Genomic DNA, 23334 nt, shown 5'->3' with positions numbered 1-23334 from the left:
AGTTAAGCGATGAAAATATCAATCTTAGCAGATGATTTGACAGGAGCGAATGACAGCGGGGTACAAATAGTGAAATATGGGTTGACTCCTATAGTGATTATACAAGATACTTTTCAAAAACAGAAAGAAGATATCTACATTTACAATACAGACAGCCGTACGTTAACGGGTGAGAGGTCATACAATAAAATATTTGAATATTGTAATAAAATTGAAGATTCTGATGATAGGGTGATTTACAAAAAAATAGATTCAACAATGAGAGGGAGTATTGGTCAGGAAGTAAATGCATTATATGATTATTTTTGTCCTGATTTCGTAATTATAGCACCTGGACATCCATCAAATGGACGAAAAATTGTAAATAGAATGCTTTATTTAAATAATACTCTGTTACATGAAACGGAAGTGGCTCAAGATCCTAAAACGCCAGTGTTTTATTCGGATATTAATAAAATAATAATGGAACAATCCCAAAGAAAAGTGGCACATATTTATCTGGAAGATTTAAAAAAAGGCAAAGAGAAAATATGGAACATTCTTAAAGATTGTAAAGAAAAAAATATTAACCATATAACTGTTGATTCCATGGAAGACCATCATTTGAAGGAGATCGTAGAACACATAAAAAGTTCGCCATACTCCGTTATTTGGGCAGGATCTGCAGGATTAATTTATCACATTCCTAAAGCTTATGGCTATAAGGAGAATACAAATACTATATCGCCAATACCAGAAAGTGTGAGATCATCGCTTTTTGTGATTGGAAGTATGAGTAGGAATGGTAGAGAACAGTTACAGCAGCTATTACAAAACCCTAAGGTTATAGGGTTAGAAATGCAGTCTACAAAGATTATTGATACGTCTGACATCCGTGAAAAAGAATTCAACAGATTAATAAGTGAATCAAAGTATGCTGTAGAAAATGGCTATCATCTAGCATTGTTTTCTTCTAGTGACGCAGAAAAAGCAGTCGAGAAAGGAAAAGAAATAGGTCTTTCACGTATTGAGGTTAGCGACTTGATATCTTATTATTTAGGGAAAATTGCTGATGATCTTATTATAAAATTTCAAATAGATCGTTTGTTTCTAACGGGAGGAGACACCGCATTTCAAGTTATGAAGAATCTTGGAGTAGAGACATTTCAATTAATGGATGAAATCGAACCTGGTGTTCCAGTAGGATTACTGCAGACAAACAAAACTATCTATACTGTTACTAAGGCAGGTAATTTCGGAGGGGACACAGTGATGAACAAAGCATTGACTAGTTTGAAAGGAGGATGAAAAAAGAGGTAGATATTGATGAGTTAAAAGATCGAAATCTAAAGGAGTAAATACTATGTTGCTGCAAAATAAGGTAGCGGTAGTAACAGGGGCCACAAGAGGAATTGGCAGGGCTATAGCTATAACATTAGCTAACAATGGAGCGTCCTTAATTATTAATGGAACAAATAAAGATCGTCTACAAAAATTAATGTTGGAAATTGAAGAAACCGGTCAAGAATGTCTCATGATAACAGGAGATGTTGCTGACCCAAAAACGGCCGAAGAAGTTATAGAAACAGCTATTAATTACTTTTATAAAATGGATATCCTTGTAAATAATGCAGGCATTAATATGAGAAGTTCAACATTAGAAATGGACTTAGAGGATTGGCATAAAGTATTGGACATTAATTTAAATGGTAGTTTGTATTTTTGTAAAACCGCTTTGCCCTACATGATAAAAAATCGATATGGAAAAATAGTCAATGTAAGTTCAACAGCTGCAAAGACTGCACATAAGAATGCAGCCCCTTCATATGGGGCGTCTAAAGCAGGTGTGGATTATCTTACAAGGCATTTAGCAATAGAAATGTCAGAGCACAATATTAATGTTAACGGAGTGAATCCCGGGCCCGTGGAGACAGATATGAGTTCTCAATGGACAGATGAATATCGACAACAAGTTTTGTCAAAAATCCCTCTTCAAAAATTGGGAACTCCTCAAAACGTGGCCGATACCGTACTTTTTTTAACGTCAGAAATGTCTGATTTCATTACTGGAGAAACGATTAATGTAAACGGTGGAACGTACATGAATTAATTTAATAATTTAAAATATAAAAGCGCTTACTTTTAGTTGTTTGTAATTTTTATATGTATTAATTTTACGAAAAAGGAGCAGTTGGTAGAAAGTGAGTGTTCAACAAGTAGAAAATAAAATACCCACATTATTTCCTCATAATCATGCATCTAATATTGTCTCTTTACGAAACGGGGATTTGATGTGCGTCTGGTTCGGTGGATCCAGAGAAGGAAAGTCAGATATTTCTATTCTTTGTTCACGCTTAAAAAAAGGAGGAAATACATGGAGTGAACCTGTTATTTTATCCTCTGATTCTACAAGATCGGAACAAAACCCTATACTGTTTGAAAATCCTAACGGGGAGTTGTGGTTAGTATTTACGGCTCAAGATTCTATACACCAGGATTCGGCTGTCGTAAGATATAGAACTTCAAGTGACGGCGGAATGACATGGAGTGACGAAAAAACGTTGTTCGATACACCGGGTTCTTTTGTACGACATCCTCCAATAATCTTGGAAACTGGAGAAATCATTTTACCTGCTTACTATAGTATTAAATCAGATACTGGCTTTTTAGGGAAAGATTACAGTGTTGTAAAAATTTCAAATGATAATGGGGAAAGTTGGAACGAATATCCTGTGAATAATAGTAAATCTCTTGTGCACATGAGCATTGTAGAAGGGTCTAATAACAAGCTCATTGGTTTTTTCAGAAGTAGAAAGGCGGACAATATATACGTAAGTATATCAGAAGATTACGGGAAAAACTGGAGTACACCAGAAAAAACAAGTCTGTTAAACAACAATTCCTCCATTCAATGTAAAAAATTGAATAATGGAAATCTCGCGATGGTGTTTAATAATATTAATGCTGATTTAGCTCCTCCAGAGGTGAATAGTCCGCCGTGGTTTGATGAAAAGGATAGACAATCGATTGAAGTTAATCAGCAGAGCGAACAGGAGTCCATTTGGGGTGTTATTCGCTCTCCTTTAACAATAGCGATATCAGAAGATGAGGGGAAAACTTGGTCTTATGTAAAAAATATTGCTACAGCGGACAAGGATAAAAAATCACCTGAATTTTCCTATCCATCCATTTATCAAACAGAAGAAGGCGCTATTCACATTACGTACACGTATTTGCGTCAATGTATAAAGCACACCGTTATCTCTGAAAATTGCGTGAAGAATGAACAATAGTGATTGATTATTAATAAAAGGGGAGAAAGACACATGAAAAAATATTTCTTGAACAGAAAAAGTATGAAAACCGTAATGTTCACATTGCTGCTGGGTGCAGGGTCCATTTTAGTAGCTGGATGTGGTAATGAGGATGCCAATAGTTCATCAGGTGAAGACGGTGCTGCGGAAACGGAGGAAGATGGTTCGCAGGAAACGACGGAATTAGTAGCAGCAACAATTAATCCAGAAGGTTCTTTACTAGCAGAAACATTACAGGCGCTAGCAGATGAAGTGGAAGAACAAAGCGATGGTGCGATTGAATTTCAAGTCTCGACTGGTGGACAGTTAGGAGACGCATCGAGTCTTTATCAATCAGTTATTTCTGGAGATATAGACATGATTTATTCGGATTCAGGTCGGTTTTCAGAACACCATCCTCAATTTGATGTTTTAGGTACAAACTATTTATTTGAAGGACAAGACCATTTTGAATCTGTGGTTAACTCAGAAGGAGAATTGTCATATTTTGAAGACTTGCTTATGGAAGAGCCTGGATTAAAAACGGTTATGTACGCGGGAGGTTTAGAACGAAACATCATTAGTACGTATCCTATTGAATCTATAGATGACATCGAAGGAAAGACAATGCGAAGCAAAAATGAATCTACCGAGATGGAATGGTGGGAGAATCTAGGTGCTAATCCAACTTCGGTTGCTTTTGATGAAGTATACACAGCATTGCAAACTGGGGTAGTTGAAGGATCCCAAAACAGTATGGATGCTATGATTGAACAGCGTTTTGGAGAGGTTGCCGACTATGTAGCTAGAACGCAACATAACCTTACTCTAGGTTTTGTTGTCATGAACAACGAAGAGTTCGAGGCTTTGGATTCTGAATTACAAGAAGTTATTTTAAACGCAGCAAAAGAGGTACAGCCTGAATATATAGAAAAGGCTTTCTCTGAATCTGAAGAGGACGTTGAAACGCTAAAAGAAGAATTTGGAGTAGAATTTACGGACCCAGAACGTGAAAAAATGATTGAAGCTTCTAGAAAACAAATGGAGGAAATAGCTGAAGAGCACGGCATCGAGGAAGAAATGGACGAAATATTTGAGACAGAGTGAGAAAATCTATCCCCCTATACTGATGTATAGGGGGGATTAAAGAAAGGAGGCTATCATAAAATTGAAGCCAACACTTGATAAGATTCAAAGCTTAATTGAAAGTATAAATGCTTTGTTTTTAATAATGCTTTCCGTCACTTTGTTTACAGGGGTTGTTTCCCGCTATATATTTCAATCGTCGATACCCGAAACAGAAATTTTTCAAAAACTATCGATTTCTTGGCTAGTTTTTATGGGCTCAGCTATAGCCGTTAAAGAAAATGAACATCTTCAAATAGATATTTTCAGTGAATATTTGCCTTCAAAACTGCGTCTCTTAAAAAATATAGTAGTCTATATATTATCCTTATTTGCTATATGCATTTTAATTGCAGTGGGATGGAAAGCGTTAGAAGCAGGTTTAAATAGAACAGAATTGGTTGAGATTAGATTCTTGTCCTCTCCGCCGACGTTGACCTACTATTTTAGTTCTATCTTTGGTGGATCTTTACTTATGTTGATTTTTCATTTGTTAAATGTAAAAAAATTTTTTATTAACAAAGAAGAGCCAGGGGGTGATGAAAAGTGATTTTAATAGGGATTGTCTCTATATTTTTCATATGTCTACTTTTGGGTGTGCCTGTAGTTCTCAGTCTTGTATTAGCGTCTAGCATTCCCATTTTATTAGATCCACTAGTCAGTTTGACACAAATGAGTACCATTATGCTTGAGTCCATTCAAAGTTTCACACTACTTGCTATTCCTCTCTTTATTTTTTGCGGCAGACTCATGAATTTAACAGGGGTCACGGAAGATTTGATTTATATATCAAAAGCTTTAGTAGGCAAGGCTAAAGGAAGTTTGGCACACATTAATATTGTAACAAGTATATTTTTTGCGGCGATTTCTGGTTCTTCTGTAGCGGATGTTGCATCGTTAGGAAGGGTTTTAATACCAGCCATGATTAAAGCAGGTTATAGTAGAGAATTTGCTGCAACCATAACAGCGGCATCTTCCACTATTGGTTCAATCATACCGCCTAGTATATTATTAATTGTCTATGGAGCTTTGGCGCAAACGTCTGTAGCGGCTTTATTTATGGGAGGAATTATACCCGGTATATTAATTGGACTAATGCAAATGGGTTACGCGTACTATTATGCATCCAAAAATGATGTTGGAAATGTTAATTTGGATGACATTAATCTAGGGGAGAATGAAAAACTTTCAAAACTTATTGCTATTAGAAAAAGTATTTTTCCGTTATCTTTATTTCTTATTGTGATCGTAGGAATTATGAGCGGAGTGTTTACGGCAACGGAGGCTGCAAGTATTGCAGTGGTCTACGTAGTTATTGTAGCCGTATTTATCAAAAGAACAGGCAACGCTAAACAATATTTAGAAGCAACAAAACGTGCGGCAATGGAATCCTCCATTATTTACATATTAATAGCGGCAGCTGGATTTCTATCTTGGGTGCTTACCTATTACGAAGTAATGGATCCAATCATACAATTTCTTATTAATAGTAATGTTTCCCCAAGTGTTTTCTTACTATTATTAACATTGCTTTATGTAATTTTGGGGACTTTTATGGAACCTACATCAGCGATGCTCATATTCGTTCCGTTATTAATGCCAATTATGGAGTCATTGCAAATTAATCCTGTGGTGGCTGGTATCGTTACCGTTATGGCAATTCGTCTTGGGACCGTAACACCTCCATACGGTTTATCTACACTTATGGCGTCAAAGATAGCAGAAACGAACGTAATCAAGATGCTCAAGCACATTTTACTCTTTGTTGTTGTGTATCTGCTGTCTATTATTATCATCATTTACTTTCAGGATTTGGTCACATTCTTACCTAATTTATTAATAGATTAGTATTTTCTTAGGAAAGGAGAGAGAAGAAATGAGTATGAAACAGCCTATCATTGCAATAACAATGGGGGATCCTTCAGGCGTTGGACCTGAAATTATAGTGAAGTCTTTAGGTAATAAGGAGATCTATACGTATTGTCAACCTTTTGTGGTAGGCGATGCCAAAATTTTAGAAAAAGCCATCGAAGTAACAAAATCAGACCTTACATTAAATATTATTACGAAACCGTCGGAAGCAAAATTTTCTCCTGGTGTGATAGACATATTGAATATAAATGTAGTTTCTAAAGATTTAGCATGGGGGGAAATATCGGAAGAAGCCGGTCATGCGGCCTATACTTTTTTGGAAAAAGCAATTGCTTTAGCAAATAATGGGGATATAAAGGGTGTTTGCACAGCGCCGTTAAATAAGGAGGCGTTGCATAAAGCAGGCCACATTTATCCTGGGCACACCGAAATTTTAGCAGAATTAACGAATACGAAGAAGTTTGCGATGATGTTGTCTGCTCCGGGATTAAAGGTAATACATGTTACAACTCATATCGGATTAATAGACGCTGTAGATAAAATAAATACTAAACGAGAATATGAAGTGATTAAACTTGCTGATGATACATTAAGAACAGCTGGTTTGTCATCTCCTCGCATAGGCGTTTGCGGCATTAACCCACATGCTGGAGAAAATGGTCTTTTTGGAAACGGGGAAGAAGAAGAGAAAATAACTCCTGCAATAGAAAAAGCTCAAGGAGAAGGAATAGAAGTACAGGGACCACTTCCTGCGGATACCTTGTTTTTTAGAGCAAAACGAGGCGACTTTGATATAGTGGTAGCTCAGTATCACGATCAAGGCCATGGTCCAATTAAAGTTCTTGGTTTAGAAGCAGGGGTTAATATTACTGTAGGTCTTCCAATTATTCGCACGAGTGTAGATCATGGAACAGCTTTTGATATAGCTGGAAAAAATATAGCAGATGAACAATCATTAAAAGAAGCACTTTATATGGCTGGGGAACTAGCCCCAAAAGATTAAGTGTTTTTAACTAACGCAGATGAGATTCGAAACAAAAGGACAAATTTAAAGTGACCAATGGCGCCGGCGGAGTATTCCAAGCCCGACGTCATTTTTAATGTTTAAATCATCAGAAAAGCCGTAGCTGTATTTATACGGATTTCCTTCTATTCCCATTTAAGCTTCTTCAGACTCATTGCTCCGAAATGCACTAAATCGATTTTGTCTTAAAAATATTTACAAGCATTTCGCCTGCCTAATTATGCTCGATTTCTTAAATCTCTTAACACATCTTTTCGCTTTTGCCTCCATACATACTTTATTAAAGCAAAACATAGAGTAAAAAAGAAAGATTACGATTTGAAGATGCTAGCTTCATTGTTTTTTTCTAAAAGGGAGAGGAGATAGGAAAGTATGTATCGAGTATTCCGTACATATTCTATGGACGTTACAAGCATTTTCGTAGTTGGGATTGTTGTCTCTTTTATTTGTATTAATGAATGGATTGGAGAAAAATGGCTCATACAATTACCAAATTCCTTTCAACAGTTAAATACGATTTTTCTAAGTATCTTAATAGAGGCTATTCCTTTTGTACTTATTGGTGTTCTTATTGCGGGCTTTATTCAAATTTTCGTTACAGAAGAACATATACAGCGTTTAATTCCAAAGAATAAAGTGTTGGCGGTAGCCGCGAGTTGTATCGTAGGTGGTTTTTTTCCTGCTTGTGAATGTGGGATTGTCCCTATTGTGCGAAGGTTAGTTGCTAAAGGAGTGCCAATCTATGCAGGAGTAGGATTTCTCTTAACAGGCCCGTTAATAAATCCTATAGTCATAATGTCCACTTACATGGCATTTGGAAATGACATTAAGATGGCTAGCTTACGAATGGGAGTTGGTTTTGTCGCAGCCTTATTGATTGCCTTCATTATTAGTCTGATCTATAAATCAAATCAACTAAAGCATTCGGCTGCAGATAGCGCATCATCGGTAAAACAATTAGAACAGAAGACTTTTTTCCATCGGTTAGAAGAAATGGTAAAGCATTCGATAGATGAATTTTTTGATATGGGGAAGTATCTCTTTATTGGTGCATTTATAGCAGCATTTTTGCAAACTTACGTCGCTACATCATCTCTTTTCCTTTTTGGGGATGGATTTATAGAATCAACTATTGTCATGATGGGACTTGCCTATATATTATCACTCTGTTCTGAGGCCGATGCGTTTATTGGAGCCTCATTTAGAAATTTATTTCCTTCTACTTCGATATTAGCGTTCTTAATATACGGACCAATGATTGACTTAAAAAATACAATTATGTTGTTAAGTGTTTTTAAAGCAAGATTTGTAGTAACGTTATTATTCTTCATCACTATTATTGTCTTTATTTGTATTAACTTAATTACTTTTATATGAGGTGGGGAAACGATGCATTTTTCTTTTCAACATTTTTTGCGGGCCAGTATCCTGGGAGCTTTTGCTGCATTTTTTTTATATCAACATTTAACAGGTGACATAACAAACTATATAAATCCTAAATATGGTTTTATGAGTAAAATGGCCGGAGGGTTTTTGGTTTTTCTGTTCTTAATTCAACTCTCGAGAGTATGGAGGAGTAGCACAGGTGGACACGTACATTGCTCTTCTAGTTGCGACCATAATCATGGATATGATGATTCTTTTCTAAAGAAATTTATAAGTTATAGTATCCTTATATATCCTTTAATTATGGGATTTGCATCGGCACCACAGACTTTGGATTCTTCCTTTGCAGAGAACAAAGGAACGATGTTACCTCAAGCTAAAGATAGTGAGGCAGATTCTATCTCTAGCGACGAGATACATGATCAAGAACCCCTCCCCAATAATAATTTTATTCGGGAAGAGGATTATCAAAAGAGAATGCAATATTTAAAAGAATCAAGTGTTATTAACATGGAAAAAGATATTTTTTCTTCCTATTATAATGCCATTCGTAACAATTCTCGTGATTTTGTGGGAAAGCCGATAAAAGTACAAGGGTTTATTTATAGAGAGGAGGGACTTCATTTTAACCAGGTGGTTATTTCTAGGTTTATTATTACACATTGCATTGCCGATGCAGGGGTTATGGGTTTGTTAACAGAATTTGAGCAAGCAGGCTCTTTTGAAGAAGACACCTGGTTAGAAATAGAGGGGGAACTGGATGTTACAGTTTATAATGGAGTAGAGTTGCCAGTTATAAAAGCTAAACGTGGGAGAATAATAGAAGAACCTTCTAATCCATATATATATCCAGTACTTAGAGAAATGACGAATTAGTAATATCGTTTTGTAAGGATATAGCAGTTGACGTTATTCCTTTAAGAGTCTTAGCAAAATTTTTTGACGGCTTGTGCGTCACGATGGTATTAGCAGCTTGCGGAGAAGATGAAACGGAAGAAATTACAGGAGCAGAACTAGTAGAACAAAAAGATTCCGATTAAAAGCTGGAAAGCAGAAAAATAGACATAGGGTATACAGTTATTTAAGATGGCGATAGAAGTAAATTTTTTACTATAAAAGGAGGACACATAATGGCGGACCATCAAGGAACGATGCGTTCTATCCGATTAGAAAAACAGGGAAGCGTAGAACATTTAAAAATGGTGAAAGAAGATGTTCCATCGGTACAACGAGGGGAAGTGCTCGTGAAAGTGAAGGCTTCTTCTTTAAATTATCGTGATCTTGCAATGCTTAATAATCAGTATCCTGGAGAGGTCCATGATAATCTTATTCCTTTATCTGACGGAGCTGGAGAAATTGTAGCCGTCGGTGAAGGGGTTCGTCGTTTTCGAATTGGAGACCGAGTGGCGGGTAACTTTACCCGGGAATGGTTTGGCGGCAAGCGTCCAACCTATATGGAACCGTATGGGTCTCATAGTGACGGGTGGTTGACCGAGTATAAAGTGCTGAATCCAGAATTGCTTGTGTCCATTCCATCTCATCTTTCTTATGAAGAAGCCGCTACCTTACCATGTGCTGCAGTGACAGCTTGGTCCGCGCTGCATGGTCCAAGCCCATTGTCTGCCGGTGACACGGTACTGACACTTGGGAGCGGCGGTGTATCTGTGTTTGCTCTCCAACTGGCAAAGGTGATGGGAGTGAATGTTATTTCCACAACTTCCAGTGATGAAAAAGCGGAGAAGTTAAAAAAACTTGGAGCCGATGAAGTAATTAATTATAGTAAAACACCAAACTGGGGAGAAGTGGCGAAGGAATTAACAGGCGGACGCGGTGTAAATCGTGTCGTAGAAGTGGTTGGTCCTGCAACCTTTCAGCAGTCTCTTCAAGCGATTGCACCTGGTGATGAAATATCTCTTATAGGGGTGCTCAGTCGAACCGGTGATAAAATTGATTACTTTGATTTATTCGGTAAAGCCTCCACTCGAACCATAGGTGTTGGAAGCCGTAACGATTTTGAATCGATGAACCGTGTTATGGAAGATAAAGGATTAATGCCAATCGTTGACAGTGTATTTCCTTTTGAAAAAGCAGCAGAGGCTTATGAATATCTTGAAAGTCAGAAGTTTTTCGGGAAAATTGCCATTACCCATGAATAACGACATGAAAGGCAGCCCATCTCTATTAGAGAATGGGCTGTTTTTTGTGGCGTGGTACTAGTTAGGTAGAGAAGAGGGCGTTTGGCAAGTAACCGGCGGAAAACCTATCAATTTTTGAAAAAACTTTAAATAAAGAGTGTTATGTGGAGCCTTGGGATGGAAATGGTGAGGAAGATGATGAGGCAGAACAAGAAGAACCGGAATCAATCTACCCTGTAAACATTAATACAGCAGGGGATGAAACCTTGCAAGAAATAACAGGTGTCGGGCCGGCTATCGCCGAAAATATAATTGACTATCGTGAAACAAACGGAAGTTTTCAATCCATCGAAGAAATAATGAATGTGAACGGAATTGCTGAAGGACGTTTCGCTGACATGAACGAAGAAATCACTATTTAAAGCCCTTAATCAAACGTTTGTTTGAAAATAAAAAAGCTAAAAACCGTGAGAATAAAGCACGGTTTTTAGGTATGTTCTGCATGCGCATCTCCTATAGGGTTCAAGTTCCCGAACGTTGAAGGCCGTAAATGAGTGCGTTTACCCGGGAAGATCTAAAATAAATACTATGTCATAATTTATTTAAGAAAATTTTCATCGAATTCCTCATAATTAATCTGATTCAAAAAGTCTTGTATCACTACATCTTTTTTTTGAACAAGGCTATCTAAAATAGGGAAATGACATATTCTGTACACACCGTTGGAGGGGAGTTTTTCTCCGTCATAGACAGGGATAATAGCTTCTAACTTTAGTGTCGTCTGAACGTACACAAAAAATTTGGCTGCTTCCGGGGATACAATGAAGTTATTTCCTTCCACTAGCCATACAAACGAACCTTTAGCTAAGGAGAAAGCGGTGTAAATATTTCCGATAAGACCTTTTCCTTTATAAAATTCCGTTATAATTCGAATGGAGTTTCCGATAAGTGGAAGATATATTTCAGGACGATTTGTTATTAAAATAATCTCCGAGCACACTTGTCTCATCTCTGAAACCCGTCTTTCCAGTTTATCTTTTTCTGCTAATGAAAGAATGCTTCTATAGTTACCACGTTTATCTTCTTCCTCATTCTGTTTATCAATAATTACACCTGATAACCCCAATATACTCACCCCCTTTTTTTCATCTATCATATAACGTGATTCTTCAATTAGCTATAACATTTGTCACAGTTTATATAATAATCTGTGACATAAATCACTTTTTAAAATATGTATTTTAGATACAATGAAAGTAACAATGTTTGGGAGGGATTCGGATGCGGACTTCTTCTGTAAACTATAGCAATATTAATTGCTATCACAACACGGCTGGTTTTTCTGCTTACAACCTAGATGCGATAAAAGACATCATGTATATGTACACGATAAAAAAAGACCATTACCTTTTTTTAGAAGACGATACGGCGGATAAACTATTCTTCATTCGAGAAGGAAATGTTAAATTGACGAAAACGACGGCAGATGGAAAAGAGCATATCCTAAGTTTATTTGGCAAAGGCGATATGTTCGGAGAATTAAGCAGTTTCCAAGACTTAGCCCACAGTTATAGTGCTTATACCCTGGAAAATAGTCAAATTGGGATTATCCAGCAAAGAGATATGGAAATTTTACTATGGCAGCATGGAGATTTGGCAATAGAATTTATGCATTGGAATACGCTTATGGACCGTATTACTAAATCCAAACTACGTGATTTAACGTTTCATGGAAAATCGGGGGCACTTGCTTCCACACTTATACGAATGTGCAATTCTTATGGAAAAACCGATGGAAAAAGTATTTTTATACAGAAAAGAATAAAAAACGGAGAGCTCGGCGATTTTATAGGTGCCACGCGCGAAAGCGTGAATCGCCTGCTATCCGATTTAAAAAAACGAGAAATTATTTCTCAGCAAGACGGGTGTATCGTGGTACATGAAGTATCTGCCTTAAAAGAAATGTGCTATTGTGAAGAATGCTCGGTTGAAGTCTGTCGTATGTGATAATAAATCATATTTATAACAAGACAAACAATAGATAGTAATGATAGAAGGATGAAGCCGAGCATATAGCTGCCTGTTGCGTCTTTTATCGTACCGAGTAGAATAGGAGGGAAAAAACCACCCAAGCCGCCGGAAGCACCAACAATACCAGTTACGGCACCTGTGGAAGCCGGGAATAATTCTGGGACAAGTCGAAACACCGCCCCATTCCCTACACCGGTCATAAGTGCAACAAGCAAACACGGAAATGTTAACAGCCATAACGATGATAAACTGGCGCTAATTCCCAAAGAACCTGCTATTATTCCAAGAAATACCCATGTAAGGACACGGCCAGCTCCCCATTTATCTCCAAGATATCCACCTATAGGACGAACTAACGTTGCTAATACCACGAATCCAGCAGATCTTGCACCCGCATCCACGGGCGATACGTTGTAAAGATCCATTAATAGTGTCGGTAGATACATGGTGAACGCCACAAACGCTCCAAATGTCACAAAATAAAATAAAGATAAAATCCAACTATGCTTAAATTTTAATACGGACAATGATCCAGTTACCGTCTTTTTTTCTCCAGTGCGTGGAGTTTCCGGCGTCCAAAACCATAGGAGGACTGCCATAAGGAGTATCGGAAAAATCAATCCTAAAAACGTTGCTTGAATACCAACCATGGCGACTATGGCTGGAAGACTAAACCCAGCTAAAGCATTTCCTATATTCCCTATCCCGTTTATGCCAAGAGCGGTTCCTTGCTTCTCTTTTGGCGTCCATTGTGATACAAATGTGATTGACACGGCAAAAGAGGCACCAGACATTCCTAAAAAAAACGCCCAAAATAAAAGCATCAGGTACGATGTCGAAAAAGAGACCCCGATAAGCGGAACGACTGTAAATAATAAGAGAAGAGTGAAGACTTTCCGTCCGCCAAAACGATCCGCTAGAATACCTAATGGCACTCTCATTACAGATCCAAGAATAACTGGAACGGCCACTAAAATACTCTTTTCTGTAGCCGATAATCCGTAGATTTCCTCAAATTCAGCGGCTAATGGAGATAATGATGCCCAAACGGTAAACGAGAACATCATAGCAATTGTCGTTAAAATTAAGATTCTTACACTTACTTTTTTGTTCATGCTCATCCCGCCTTTATCCTGTTTATTTACTACTCTCACTGTAAAAGGAACAGGATAATTTGGCTGTTAGATTCATCACATTTCATTCAAAAATAAAAAAAGAAATAAGTTCTTAATCGTTCACGTGTAAAAAGTATGATAATTCCTGAAGCTTCTCTTCGGGAAGGGCACGCTCTATCATTGGAAAAATAATGCGCTCTTCTGTTCGAATGTGGTTTTCTAGTAATGCTCCAAGATGCTGCATCTCTTCTACATCGGGCGCTTTTGCATTTGTAACCTTATCCATCATGGTACGAATACGAACATGGTCTATCAGCATTGTCTTGATTTCTGGAATGTCTACAGAAGCAAATTGCGCAAAAGCGGGTAATAGAATCTCTTCTTCTTCTCGAAAATGCTGAATGCCCCCTGGATTCCAAAAGTTTCTTGTATCCTCTAGAACTTTTTCCGCTGTATAACGGGCCTTCTCTGTGTTTACACGTTTCAAATTTAGAGAAAGAAATAATCCGTGATGGTGGTGATGAGATAACGAATACAACGATTCATGCCTCTTTATACTATTGGTCAAGTGAATCACCCTTTCTTTTGATACTGTGATCTCGAACGGTATTGCTGAGGAGCCCGGATTGGATAGGTAACCGGAGCACTGTAAAAATGAATTAAGTGGGTGAATGGTATTGATGCAAACAGTGCAAAAGCAGCTATAATGTGCGTCTGGAAGATGAAGGGGACTTCGAGCATCATCTGATAGTCTGGCTGAAATGTAAATAAACTCCGAAACCACGGTCCAATCGTCGTTCTATATTCATAAGAAACCACGGTCGTATTATAAATAATCGTCATATATGTTCCCATTCCTGACACAATTAACAATGCAAAAACGGAGAAAAAATCTGAAAAGGTCGCATGCACCCGAATTCGATCAATTGTCATCTTACGTATCAGCAGTATAACAAGTCCGGCAACAACCATCAATCCGGCTAACCCTCCGCCATATATTGCCCCCATGTGGTACAATTCGTCCGTTATACCTATAAATTCGTATACTCCTTTTGGAATTACCATTCCCATTATATGACCGGCAAAAGCGAAAATGATGCCCCAATGAAAAAGAGGAGAACCAATGCGGAGCCACTTTTTTTCAAACATTTCCGTAGAAGGTGCGGACCAACTTTTTTGTCTGTACGCATAGCGGTATAGTAAACCGACAAACATGATTGCCAGTGTCATATATGGGAAAATAACCCACCAAAAAATTCCGGCCATTGCTTATTCGCCCTTTCTATCTTTATTTATAGAAACATATTACTCATACATTATAGGGTAAGGCAGTTCTTCTAAATCAGCTTCTTCTCTTTCAAATTTTATATTTTCTATTTCTTCTTGCGTGGGCTCCGGAAAAACGAGATTATTTAAAAGATGCAGTATTGGAGCGTACGGGTTGTCATCAGCAATATGTTCACACATATATTGAAGAGCAACGGCTAATCGTCGTACAAGCCGCTCGTTATCAAATTTGTCCGGACATACTGCGAGAAATTCAAGTAACATCGGGATATAATCTGCCAACTCTCCTTTCTCTCGTTCAAAACCCGCTTCATTAATATTTTTTTGTAATTTAATTAAGGCGGGTCCCCTTTTTGCACTATCTCCGAATTCATGAGCTGTTAAATACAGCCCCAGCTTTGATTTCAAATCAAACGTAGAAACATAGATTTCTTTTCTACCTTTATCCGATAAGGACCGTAAAGGAGCAAGAATAGACTTTCCTTTTTCACGCCAATCTTGTTTTTCCATATTTTCATCGATACATTCCAGTATTTCTTTTTCCAAATTTGGAAAAGAATCCTCTGGATAGTGCAATAGCCTGGAAGCTATTACAAGCACCGTCCGTTCTTGAATATCCATGGTTATTTCCCCTTTCCAATAGAAAAAGTTAAACCTTCTGGCGGTGCTAAGTCTTCAATACTACAGGCGCCTTGCTGGTAGTATTGATCGTCATCCATCTCGCGGCGGCCCGTTGGAATAACGAAACGTTCATTATATTTTGCTACTCCTAACAGCCGATTCATTTCTTCGAGTTCCTCTGTATCGGTGTTTGCTTCGGCCATAAGCTGACTTTTATTGAACTCCTCAATACCACCAACTGTTTCCGCTCTCCGATGTACCCTCATGGCTGTAAGTTTCATAAGTACGTGGCGAATGACTCTCGTGTCCCCTGCGGACAATAGTGATGCTAAATATTCCATCGGGATTCTCATTTGATCTACAGCCGGAATATAGCCATCTGTCGATAATTCTTCTTCATTTGTAATATGATTCATAATAGGACTGAGAGGCGGCACGTACCACACCATTGGCAGTGTTCGGTACTCAGGGTGTAACGGCAAAGCTATCTTCCATTTAATCGCCATTTTATATACTGGTGATTGCTGTGCTGCTTCAATCCAGGAATCATTGATTCCCGCTTTTTTTGCGGCTTCTATCACTTCAGGGTCGAATGGATCCTGAAAAACAGATAACTGCGATTCATATAATTCTTGCGGATCTTCGACGGAAGCTGCATCTTTTACTTTATCAGCATCATATAACACGACGCCGATATAACGGATACGTCCGACACATGTTTCCGAACAAATAGTAGGGAGTCCCGCTTCAGTCCGTGGATAACAAAAATTACATTTCTCTGCTTTATGAGTGTTCCAATTGTAATACACTTTGTGATAAGGACAGCCATTCATGCAAAAACGCCATCCCCGACAGGCATCCTGGTCAACTAGAACAATACCATCTTCGTCTCGTTTATACAGTGCTCCTGAAGGGCAGGATGCCACACATGATGGGTTCAAGCAGTGTTCACAAATTCTAGGCAAATACATCATAAATGTTTTTTCATATTCCATCGAAATGTGTTCCTGCAGTTTTTGAACGTTGGGATCGAGCGGAACGACCTCGCTACCGCCCGCTAAGTCATCATCCCAGTTCGGCCCCCATTCCGGTTTGTCAATATATTTACCGGTGATCATAGATTGGGGCTGGGCCACCGGTATATTTTCTTTTTTAGGGCTGTGAATCAAATGATCATAATCATACGTCCAGGGTTCATAGTAGTCGTCAAGTTCCGGCATTTCTGGATTATAAAAAATATTTGCAAGCTTTGAAATCGGCCCTCCAGCTTTTAACTGTAGTTTGCCGTTTTTATACACCCACCCGCCTTTAAAACGATCTGTATCTTCCCATGCTTTTGGATACCCGGGACCGGGACGGGTTTCTACATTATTGAACCACATATATTCTGCACCCGGGCGATTGGTCCATGTGTTTTTACACGTCACCGAACACGTATGACAGCCAATACACTTATCCAAGTGCATCACCATCGCTGTTTGTGCCTTAATCCTCAAGCCAATCAACCTCCTTCAATTTTCGGATGACTGCAATGGTATCCCGCTGGTGACCAGTTGGGCCGTAATAATTAAATCCATAGCTTAATTGGGAGTAACCACCAATCATGTGCGTAGGTTTGAGTGATATTCTCGTCACACTGTTATGTGTACCACCACGCTTTTTGTTAATAGCTGTTGCTGGCACGCCCAGCGTACGGTCTTGGGCATGATACATATAGGCAGCCCCTCTTGGCATCCGGTATGTCAACACAACTCGTGCGGATATCACGCCATTGCGGTTATACACTTCAATCCAGTCGTTATCTTTCAAATCAATTGATGCTCCGTCCTCTTCATTCATCCATACCGTCTGCCAACCACGGAATAGTTGCGACATATTGGTCGTATCCGTAAACATCGTATGGATCCCCCATTTTTGGTGAGGGGTTAAATATCTTACTGTGATAGATTTTCCGTTATTTTCTACACCTGTTTCATCACTTAGGAAAGGACCGTGAGATAGCGGCGGGATATATAATGGCAAGGCTTCTCCAAAATCAAGCATCATCTCATGATCAAGATAAAAACTTTGCCGTCCTGTTAATGTTCGCCACGGAATCTTATATTCTGTGTTGACGGTAAATGGAGAATAGCGTCTGTTATCCTTTTCCAAACCGCTCCAAACAGGTGTTGAAATCGCATGTTGGGGTTGAGCTGTTAAATCATCCAGCGTAAAGGACTCTTCTTCACGTCCTTGTGCTATACCACCCAAATCTTGCCCTGTTTTCTCTTCTAAGGACTTCCAACCTGCAACCGCCTGTTTTCCATTAGTAGCACCTGACATCGCTAATATCGATTCAATTACTTGTTTGTCTGAATATAAATCTGGATTCCCTTTTCCAAGGCCTTCTCTTTTAGAGGTTCCTAAGCGCGTCTTTAATTCTTCATATACCGGTTCACCGGGGATATGGACACCCTTGCCGCCATAGCCTTTTTTAATATTCGGGCCAACGGTCGTCATTTGTTGAAAAACGTTCGGGTAATCCCGTGTGACAATTTGAAAGTTAGGCATGGTTTTGCCTGGAATCGCTTCTACTTCCCCTTTACGCCAATCTTTAATTTTTCCATGCACTTGCGCTATTTCTCCCGGAGAATCGTGACCGAGCGGGGTCATAACCAGATCTTCTGATTTTGGCAGATGCTTTTCTGCCAGTTCTGAAAACACTTTACTGATTTCTCGAAACGTATTCCAATCGCTTTTGGCTTCCCAAGGCGGAGAAATCGCTGCATTAAATGGATGGACAAAAGGATGCATATCTGTACTGCTTATATCATATTTCTCATACCATGTTGCTGCCGGCAGAACAATGTCCGAAAACAACCCGGAACTAGTCATTCGAAAATCGACACTAACGAGTAAGTCGACCTTACCGGTTGGAGCCTTTCCATCTGAATTCACATCTTTAGGGCGCCACGAATTTTCAGAGTCTGCTAAGACCTGATCTTCGCCTCCAATTAAATGCTTAGCAAAGTATTCATGCCCTTTGCCGCTGTCACCCAATAAATTCGAACGCCAATTGAAGAAAACTCTTGGGAAGTTTCGCGGATCATCTGGATTTTCAATCGCCCAATCTATTTTTTCCTTCCTTATCTGCTCCACCACATCATCAATTACTTCTTTATCATTTGAAGAACCATTTCTCCTGCTGTCAGCTACAAGATCTAGTGAATTTTGAGAAAACTGAGGAAAAGAGGGGAGCCATCCTAACCTTGCTGCCAGCGCATTTATATCTGCTGGATGCATTTCATTATATTTTCCACTCCACCTGGATTGATCTTTATTAATTTCTGATTCATACCGAAACTGATCGGTTGCAAAGTAGAAAAAAGAGGTACCGTTCTGCTGTCTTGGCGGCTTCACCCAATCGTTTGCAAATCCGATTTGCTGCCAGCCTTCGAGCGGACGTACCTTTTCCTGGCCTACATAGTGAGCCCATCCACCGCCGTTTACACCTTGTGCTCCAGTTAGTAAGACGAGGTTTAAAATAGCTCGATAGATTTGGTCACTGTGGTACCAGTGGTTCGTTCCCCCTCCCATGGCAATCATTGATTTGCCATTTGTTTTCTCAGCGGTATCGGCAAATTCCTTTGCTACTTGAACGACATGCTCTTTATTGACACCGGTTATACTTTCCTGCCAAGCTGGTGTAAAAGGTTTAGGATCATCATAATCAATAGGATAATCGCCCGGGAGGCCACGCGGAACCCCGGTATGCGCCATCATTAAATCGTAAACAGTGGTGACCTTGATTGTATTTCCTGCGTCATCCTTTATTTTTTTAACTGGTACGGCACGTGACACTGTTTTATCTTCTTTTTTAGCGAAATCCGGAAATGTTACAAGAGTATTTTCATCCGCTTGGTGAATGAAGCTTAAAAGCGGGTCAATGGAGGTTCCATCTTCTTTTTCCAAGTGAAGATTCCACTTGTTCCCGCCATCCCACCGATGTCCTTGACTACCATTTGGCACTTCCAATGTATCTGTTGTTGCGTCCCATACCACCAACTTCCATTCACCCATGGAATGATCGTCATTAATATCAGTTGTTCTTAAAAATCGACCGGACCTATAATCTCCTGTTTCATCAGTAAGGATTACAAGAAAAGGTAAATCGGTATAAGTTTTTGTGTAGTGTGTAAAATAAGGAGTGTCTTTTTTTACATAAAATTCTTTTAAAATAACATGAGTCATCGCCATTGCCAGGGCACCATCTGTACCGGCTTTGGCAGGAAGCCAAATATCTGCGAATTTTTCATATTCGGCATAATCTGGACTTACCCCGATTACTTTTGTTCCGTTATATTTGGCTTCAATCATGAAATGTGCATCTGGCGTTCTCGTCTGTGGGAGATTGGTTCCCCAAATGATAAAATATTTGGCATTATACCAATCCGCACTTTCCGGCACATCGGTTTGTTCTCCCCATACTTGCGGGGAAGCTGGCGGCAAATCGGCATACCAATCGTAGAAACTTAATATGTTACCTCCAATAAGCGATAAAAACCGAGAGCCAGCAGAATAGCTGACCATTGACATGGCAGGTATCGGACTGAAACCAGCCACGCGGTCCGGGCCGTATTGTTTGATTGTATGAATGGTTGCACTGGCAATGATTTCACACATATCCTGCCAGCCTGCACGGACAAATCCACCTTTCCCGCGAGCGTTCACGTACTTAGCGCGTTTGTCAGGGTCATGCACGATATTTTCCCAAGCTTCAACTGGATCACACCCTTCGTCTCGTTCCGCTCTCCATAGTTCATATAAATCACCACGAATGTAAGGGTATTTCACTCTGATAGGGCTGTATGTATACCAAGAGAAACTAGCTCCTCTAGGACAGCCGCGCGGTTCATATTCAGGAAAATTTTCCCCTGTACTTGGGTAATCCGTTTGTTGTGTTTCAGAAGTTATAATGCCGTCTTTCACGTATACTTTCCAACTACAAGAACCGGTACAATTTACTCCGTGTGTGGAGCGAACCACTTTATCAAATTGCCAGCGCCTGCGATACACTTCTTCTGCACTTCTTGATTTTGGACTTTCTTCGGTCCATTCTTGATTTATTTTTTCTCCGCGTTTTAAATGTTTCAGAGTATCAAATAATTTATTTTGTTTTTTCTTCATCCCGCTCGCCCCCTTTTTCTACTATCCTTCCATTATTGGATTAAATCGTTCTCCTTCTAACGAAAACTTCTTTATCCCGCTTCAAGCTCTTCTAAGAAAATTTTTAAGGTCGAGGCATTCGAGGCAGCCAATATTAACCGCTCCAATGTATCTAATTCTTGAAGTTCATAAATTTTTTCAATCACACCGGGAGCTACCGTTCCGAATCTCATCTGCAAAACCGCGATTAAATCTTCTCTGTCTTGTACAAGGCCAGCTTCATCTTCAAAACCAAACATTGATCCTCATCCCTCGCTATTTTACATTCTCATCATTTTAAAATAATCAGCTACCATCGTTTGTTTAAGAGTTTGGGCTGTTAATTCAATAAACGTCGATAAATCTGCGGTCCAGTCACTCCATTCCTCAAAGGAAGCGAATTTTTTCTCCAGATGCGGGAACTGTTCCCCGTAATAAAGAATAAGCTGAAGTCCGTCTTTGTATTCGATCGCGTTGGCCTGAATATCATACGGTTGAATGTGATAGGTTTCTAATTCCTGAATCAGTTTATTATATATATCCGGTGCTACAACCCGTAACGACTTTTCCTGACGCGCTCCGTTCTTACTCACTCAAGTTCCCCCTTTATCATCTTCCTAATGATGAGGTAAAATTTTCAATTCCTTTTGATTGTGCAGTTCATCGACTAGAATTAGTGATTGAAAACGTTGCAGTACAGATTCATTCATACCATCGGCACTCAACGTTTCTTTGATTTCTTCTGCAAGCAGCCGAAGCAGTTCATGATCACGAGTTAATGCAATAATGTCTTCTTTTAGATTCGGATCATGTTCTGCTAATTCCTTATATAATCCTTCCTCTTCCTCTTTGGCATGACGTAATGTTCTCGTTTCCCAATGCTCTATCAAGACATAGGCTAGTTCTAGAGCTTGTTCCATCCGCCGATTGCGTAATAAACGTTCAAGCATATCGGTTATTTCTACTGCCTCATGTAAAGCAGCTTCATGTATCGAGGAATGGCTGTCGACATGTTTTAATGCCGGTCCTGACATGTTATCCCTCCCGTTCCTTTCCTTTTAGTAAATTCTTAATTTCCGCTTGATTGTCTTGTATTTTCTGCATATCAGACTCTAGGTTTTTCAACTGTTGAAAAACAGGCAACAATGATTCATCTAACATCTTTTGTAATCGTTCGGATTTTTCATTTTGATCATCCATCGAACATACTCCTTTGCTGTTGCAATTTAAGACTGTTTTTATTGTATCGCCCATACAAAAATAAAGATGTGACTCCTATCACATCTTTTTGCTCAAATCTATTTTTTAATCGATTCCTTGTCGAATGGAGAAACTATTACGCTTACCGATACTTACTGGCTTCAGCTAGGATTACAACTATCACGCTTTACTAACATAATTTTATCGTTTCTCTGTTGGAGCTATTCTTAGTGATTGTTGAACAATGTAGGGAAACCATATCGTTGCTAAAACCCGCATCACCAAAGAAGGGATGCGGGTTTTATAAGGCATCAGGTTTTACGAATCCTCGTTTTCTTTATGGCTGACATACTCGTTTGGTATTTCTCCTCCATGAGCACTATTGTTTTTAAATTGACTTAAACGTCCATTACGATGCTCACCATGATTTGCATTTTCCTTAAATTGATGATCTGGATTCTTTTTTTTGTGGCTCATTTATACACCTCATCATAAAAGGATTACAGATAGTATGTGAACGAGAAAGTGTCTTTATTCCCTTTAGGAGAAAATGTTTACTTTTTATCATGCATGGAACACTATACATACTAAAAATGCATTTCAAGGAGGGATCGCTTGAATCAAGCGGAGATGGAAGACAAACTGTTTCAAATGATAGATGAGAACAAAGTAGGCATATTAGCAACAGTAGAAAATAATAAGCCTTATTCTCGGTATATGACATTTTCTCATGAAGGATTCACTCTTTACACACCGACAAATAAAAACACTCATAAAGCCGAAGAGATTGAAAAAAATCCTAACGTTCACATTTTGCTTGGCTATGAAGGGGAAGGTGTAGGAGATACGTATGTGGAAGTTGACGGAACAGCGTCCATTCAAACTGATAAGCAAGTGAAGGAGGACATGTGGGATGCTGGCATGGAACGGTGGTTCGAGGGTCCGGACGATCCAGAATATGTCGTACTAGAAATCGAACCGGAAAGGATTCGTTTAATGAATAAAAAAGGAGAGCCGCCACAGGAAGTTGATGTTCATTAATAAAATAAAAAAGAAGGTGCATCCATGTCGGAACACCTTCT

General features: G+C 39.0%; 25 protein-coding genes. 13 read left to right on the top strand and 12 right to left on the bottom strand.

Annotated features, from left to right (window positions below):
- The first annotated feature begins 9 nt into the window (after window positions 1–9).
- The 11 genes from J2S78_RS13935 (at window position 10) to J2S78_RS13885 (ending at window position 11236) form a co-directional block, all read left to right on the top strand.
- Window positions 10–1287 (top strand): four-carbon acid sugar kinase family protein, encoded by a 1278-nt coding sequence (locus tag J2S78_RS13935; protein ID WP_306899510.1) that lies wholly within the window; start codon window positions 10–12, stop codon window positions 1285–1287.
- Between the two features lie 55 nt (window positions 1288–1342).
- Complete coding sequence (locus J2S78_RS13930; protein ID WP_306899508.1) at window positions 1343–2089, top strand: SDR family NAD(P)-dependent oxidoreductase; 747 nt, start codon at window positions 1343–1345, stop codon at window positions 2087–2089.
- Window positions 2090–2180: 91 nt separating this feature from the next.
- Window positions 2181–3272, top strand: coding sequence for a sialidase family protein (locus J2S78_RS13925; protein ID WP_306899506.1), 1092 nt, complete (start codon window positions 2181–2183; stop codon window positions 3270–3272).
- A gap of 33 nt (window positions 3273–3305) precedes the next feature.
- Complete coding sequence (locus J2S78_RS13920) at window positions 3306–4379, top strand: TRAP transporter substrate-binding protein (protein WP_306899503.1); 1074 nt, start codon at window positions 3306–3308, stop codon at window positions 4377–4379.
- A 61-nt stretch (window positions 4380–4440) separates the two neighbouring features.
- Window positions 4441–4947, top strand: a complete 507-nt coding sequence (locus J2S78_RS13915; RefSeq protein WP_306899502.1) for a TRAP transporter small permease — start codon at window positions 4441–4443, stop codon at window positions 4945–4947.
- Window positions 4944–6245: a TRAP transporter large permease gene (locus J2S78_RS13910; protein ID WP_306899501.1), complete on the top strand. Its 1302-nt coding sequence runs from the start codon at window positions 4944–4946 to the stop codon at window positions 6243–6245. The genes J2S78_RS13915 and J2S78_RS13910 overlap by 4 nt, the downstream gene beginning before the upstream one ends.
- A gap of 28 nt (window positions 6246–6273) precedes the next feature.
- Window positions 6274–7272 carry a 4-hydroxythreonine-4-phosphate dehydrogenase PdxA gene (gene pdxA, locus J2S78_RS13905; RefSeq protein WP_306899500.1) on the top strand — a complete coding sequence of 333 codons (999 nt, stop codon included), beginning with the start codon at window positions 6274–6276 and terminating at the stop codon, window positions 7270–7272.
- A 393-nt stretch (window positions 7273–7665) separates the two neighbouring features.
- Window positions 7666–8670, top strand: coding sequence for a permease (locus J2S78_RS13900; RefSeq protein WP_306899498.1), 1005 nt, complete (start codon window positions 7666–7668; stop codon window positions 8668–8670).
- A gap of 12 nt (window positions 8671–8682) precedes the next feature.
- Entirely contained in the window at window positions 8683–9555 is an 873-nt protein-coding gene (locus J2S78_RS13895; RefSeq protein ID WP_306899497.1) for a TIGR03943 family putative permease subunit, read from the top strand.
- A gap of 254 nt (window positions 9556–9809) precedes the next feature.
- Window positions 9810–10835 carry a zinc-dependent alcohol dehydrogenase family protein gene (locus J2S78_RS13890; RefSeq protein ID WP_306899495.1) on the top strand — a complete coding sequence of 342 codons (1026 nt, stop codon included), beginning with the start codon at window positions 9810–9812 and terminating at the stop codon, window positions 10833–10835.
- A 143-nt stretch (window positions 10836–10978) separates the two neighbouring features.
- A complete protein-coding gene (locus J2S78_RS13885; protein WP_370871569.1) occupies window positions 10979–11236 on the top strand; it encodes a ComEA family DNA-binding protein in 258 nt (85 codons plus the stop codon).
- A 176-nt stretch (window positions 11237–11412) separates the two neighbouring features.
- Here J2S78_RS13885 and mobA read toward each other — a convergent pair whose 3' ends face one another.
- Window positions 11413–11940 (bottom strand): molybdenum cofactor guanylyltransferase, encoded by a 528-nt coding sequence (mobA, locus tag J2S78_RS13880; protein ID WP_306899493.1) that lies wholly within the window; start codon window positions 11938–11940, stop codon window positions 11413–11415.
- 155 nt (window positions 11941–12095) lie between these two features.
- Between mobA and J2S78_RS13875 the strand changes: the two genes are divergently transcribed.
- Window positions 12096–12821 (top strand): Crp/Fnr family transcriptional regulator, encoded by a 726-nt coding sequence (locus J2S78_RS13875; protein ID WP_306899492.1) that lies wholly within the window; start codon window positions 12096–12098, stop codon window positions 12819–12821.
- Here the strand turns inward: J2S78_RS13875 and J2S78_RS13870 are convergent.
- The 11 genes from J2S78_RS13870 to J2S78_RS13820 all read right to left on the bottom strand — a co-directional run bounded on the left by J2S78_RS13870 (window position 12782) and on the right by J2S78_RS13820 (window position 22729).
- Window positions 12782–13960, bottom strand: coding sequence for an MFS transporter (locus tag J2S78_RS13870; protein ID WP_306899490.1), 1179 nt, complete (start codon window positions 13958–13960; stop codon window positions 12782–12784). The genes J2S78_RS13875 and J2S78_RS13870 overlap by 40 nt on opposite strands.
- A 112-nt stretch (window positions 13961–14072) precedes the next feature.
- A complete protein-coding gene (locus tag J2S78_RS13865; protein WP_306899488.1) occupies window positions 14073–14528 on the bottom strand; it encodes a hemerythrin domain-containing protein in 456 nt (151 codons plus the stop codon).
- 5 nt (window positions 14529–14533) lie between these two features.
- Entirely contained in the window at window positions 14534–15226 is a 693-nt protein-coding gene (gene narI / locus J2S78_RS13860; protein ID WP_306899486.1) for a respiratory nitrate reductase subunit gamma, read from the bottom strand.
- Between the two features lie 39 nt (window positions 15227–15265).
- On the bottom strand, window positions 15266–15868 hold the full coding sequence (gene narJ / locus J2S78_RS13855; RefSeq protein WP_306899484.1) for a nitrate reductase molybdenum cofactor assembly chaperone: 603 nt from the start codon (window positions 15866–15868) through the stop codon (window positions 15266–15268).
- Between the two features lie 2 nt (window positions 15869–15870).
- A complete protein-coding gene (narH, locus tag J2S78_RS13850) occupies window positions 15871–17364 on the bottom strand; it encodes a nitrate reductase subunit beta (RefSeq protein ID WP_306899482.1) in 1494 nt (497 codons plus the stop codon).
- Window positions 17354–21034 carry a nitrate reductase subunit alpha gene (locus J2S78_RS13845; protein ID WP_306899481.1) on the bottom strand — a complete coding sequence of 1227 codons (3681 nt, stop codon included), beginning with the start codon at window positions 21032–21034 and terminating at the stop codon, window positions 17354–17356. The genes narH and J2S78_RS13845 overlap by 11 nt, the downstream gene beginning before the upstream one ends.
- Window positions 21035–21105: 71 nt before the next feature.
- On the bottom strand, window positions 21106–21312 hold the full coding sequence (locus J2S78_RS13840) for a hypothetical protein (RefSeq protein ID WP_306899479.1): 207 nt from the start codon (window positions 21310–21312) through the stop codon (window positions 21106–21108).
- Between the two features lie 21 nt (window positions 21313–21333).
- On the bottom strand, window positions 21334–21645 hold the full coding sequence (locus J2S78_RS13835) for a hypothetical protein (protein WP_306899477.1): 312 nt from the start codon (window positions 21643–21645) through the stop codon (window positions 21334–21336).
- A 24-nt stretch (window positions 21646–21669) separates the two neighbouring features.
- Window positions 21670–22086: a hemerythrin domain-containing protein gene (locus J2S78_RS13830; protein WP_306899476.1), complete on the bottom strand. Its 417-nt coding sequence runs from the start codon at window positions 22084–22086 to the stop codon at window positions 21670–21672.
- Window position 22087: 1 nt separating this feature from the next.
- Window positions 22088–22252, bottom strand: a complete 165-nt coding sequence (locus J2S78_RS13825) for a hypothetical protein (RefSeq protein WP_306899474.1) — start codon at window positions 22250–22252, stop codon at window positions 22088–22090.
- A gap of 318 nt (window positions 22253–22570) precedes the next feature.
- A complete protein-coding gene (locus tag J2S78_RS13820) occupies window positions 22571–22729 on the bottom strand; it encodes a hypothetical protein (RefSeq protein WP_306899472.1) in 159 nt (52 codons plus the stop codon).
- Between the two features lie 138 nt (window positions 22730–22867).
- On the opposite strand from J2S78_RS13820, the gene J2S78_RS13815 reads away from it, so the two are divergent.
- Entirely contained in the window at window positions 22868–23293 is a 426-nt protein-coding gene (locus tag J2S78_RS13815; protein WP_306899470.1) for a pyridoxamine 5'-phosphate oxidase family protein, read from the top strand.
- Window positions 23294–23334 lie beyond the last annotated feature (41 nt).

Origin of the sequence: Salibacterium salarium, from assembly GCF_030813635.1 — a bacterium.
Classification (GTDB): domain Bacteria; phylum Bacillota; class Bacilli; order Bacillales; family Marinococcaceae; genus Salibacterium; species Salibacterium salarium.
Note: the sequence above shows the minus strand (reverse complement) of the source record. Positions and strands in the feature narration are given on the sequence as shown.

Coding starts and splice junctions, on each gene's coding strand:
- J2S78_RS13935 (WP_306899510.1), top strand. CDS start 10: ATGAAAATATCAATCTTAGCAGATGATTTGACAGGAGCGAATGACAGC.
- J2S78_RS13930 (WP_306899508.1), top strand. CDS start 1,343: ATGTTGCTGCAAAATAAGGTAGCGGTAGTAACAGGGGCCACAAGAGGA.
- J2S78_RS13920 (WP_306899503.1), top strand. CDS start 3,306: ATGAAAAAATATTTCTTGAACAGAAAAAGTATGAAAACCGTAATGTTC.
- pdxA (WP_306899500.1), top strand. CDS start 6,274: ATGAGTATGAAACAGCCTATCATTGCAATAACAATGGGGGATCCTTCA.
- J2S78_RS13900 (WP_306899498.1), top strand. CDS start 7,666: ATGTATCGAGTATTCCGTACATATTCTATGGACGTTACAAGCATTTTC.
- J2S78_RS13895 (WP_306899497.1), top strand. CDS start 8,683: ATGCATTTTTCTTTTCAACATTTTTTGCGGGCCAGTATCCTGGGAGCT.
- J2S78_RS13890 (WP_306899495.1), top strand. CDS start 9,810: ATGGCGGACCATCAAGGAACGATGCGTTCTATCCGATTAGAAAAACAG.
- J2S78_RS13875 (WP_306899492.1), top strand. CDS start 12,096: ATGCGGACTTCTTCTGTAAACTATAGCAATATTAATTGCTATCACAAC.
- J2S78_RS13870 (WP_306899490.1), bottom strand. CDS start 13,960: ATGAACAAAAAAGTAAGTGTAAGAATCTTAATTTTAACGACAATTGCT.
- narI (WP_306899486.1), bottom strand. CDS start 15,226: ATGGCCGGAATTTTTTGGTGGGTTATTTTCCCATATATGACACTGGCA.
- narJ (WP_306899484.1), bottom strand. CDS start 15,868: ATGGATATTCAAGAACGGACGGTGCTTGTAATAGCTTCCAGGCTATTG.
- J2S78_RS13845 (WP_306899481.1), bottom strand. CDS start 21,034: ATGAAGAAAAAACAAAATAAATTATTTGATACTCTGAAACATTTAAAA.
- J2S78_RS13840 (WP_306899479.1), bottom strand. CDS start 21,312: ATGTTTGGTTTTGAAGATGAAGCTGGCCTTGTACAAGACAGAGAAGAT.
- J2S78_RS13830 (WP_306899476.1), bottom strand. CDS start 22,086: ATGTCAGGACCGGCATTAAAACATGTCGACAGCCATTCCTCGATACAT.
- J2S78_RS13825 (WP_306899474.1), bottom strand. CDS start 22,252: ATGGATGATCAAAATGAAAAATCCGAACGATTACAAAAGATGTTAGAT.
- J2S78_RS13820 (WP_306899472.1), bottom strand. CDS start 22,729: ATGAGCCACAAAAAAAAGAATCCAGATCATCAATTTAAGGAAAATGCA.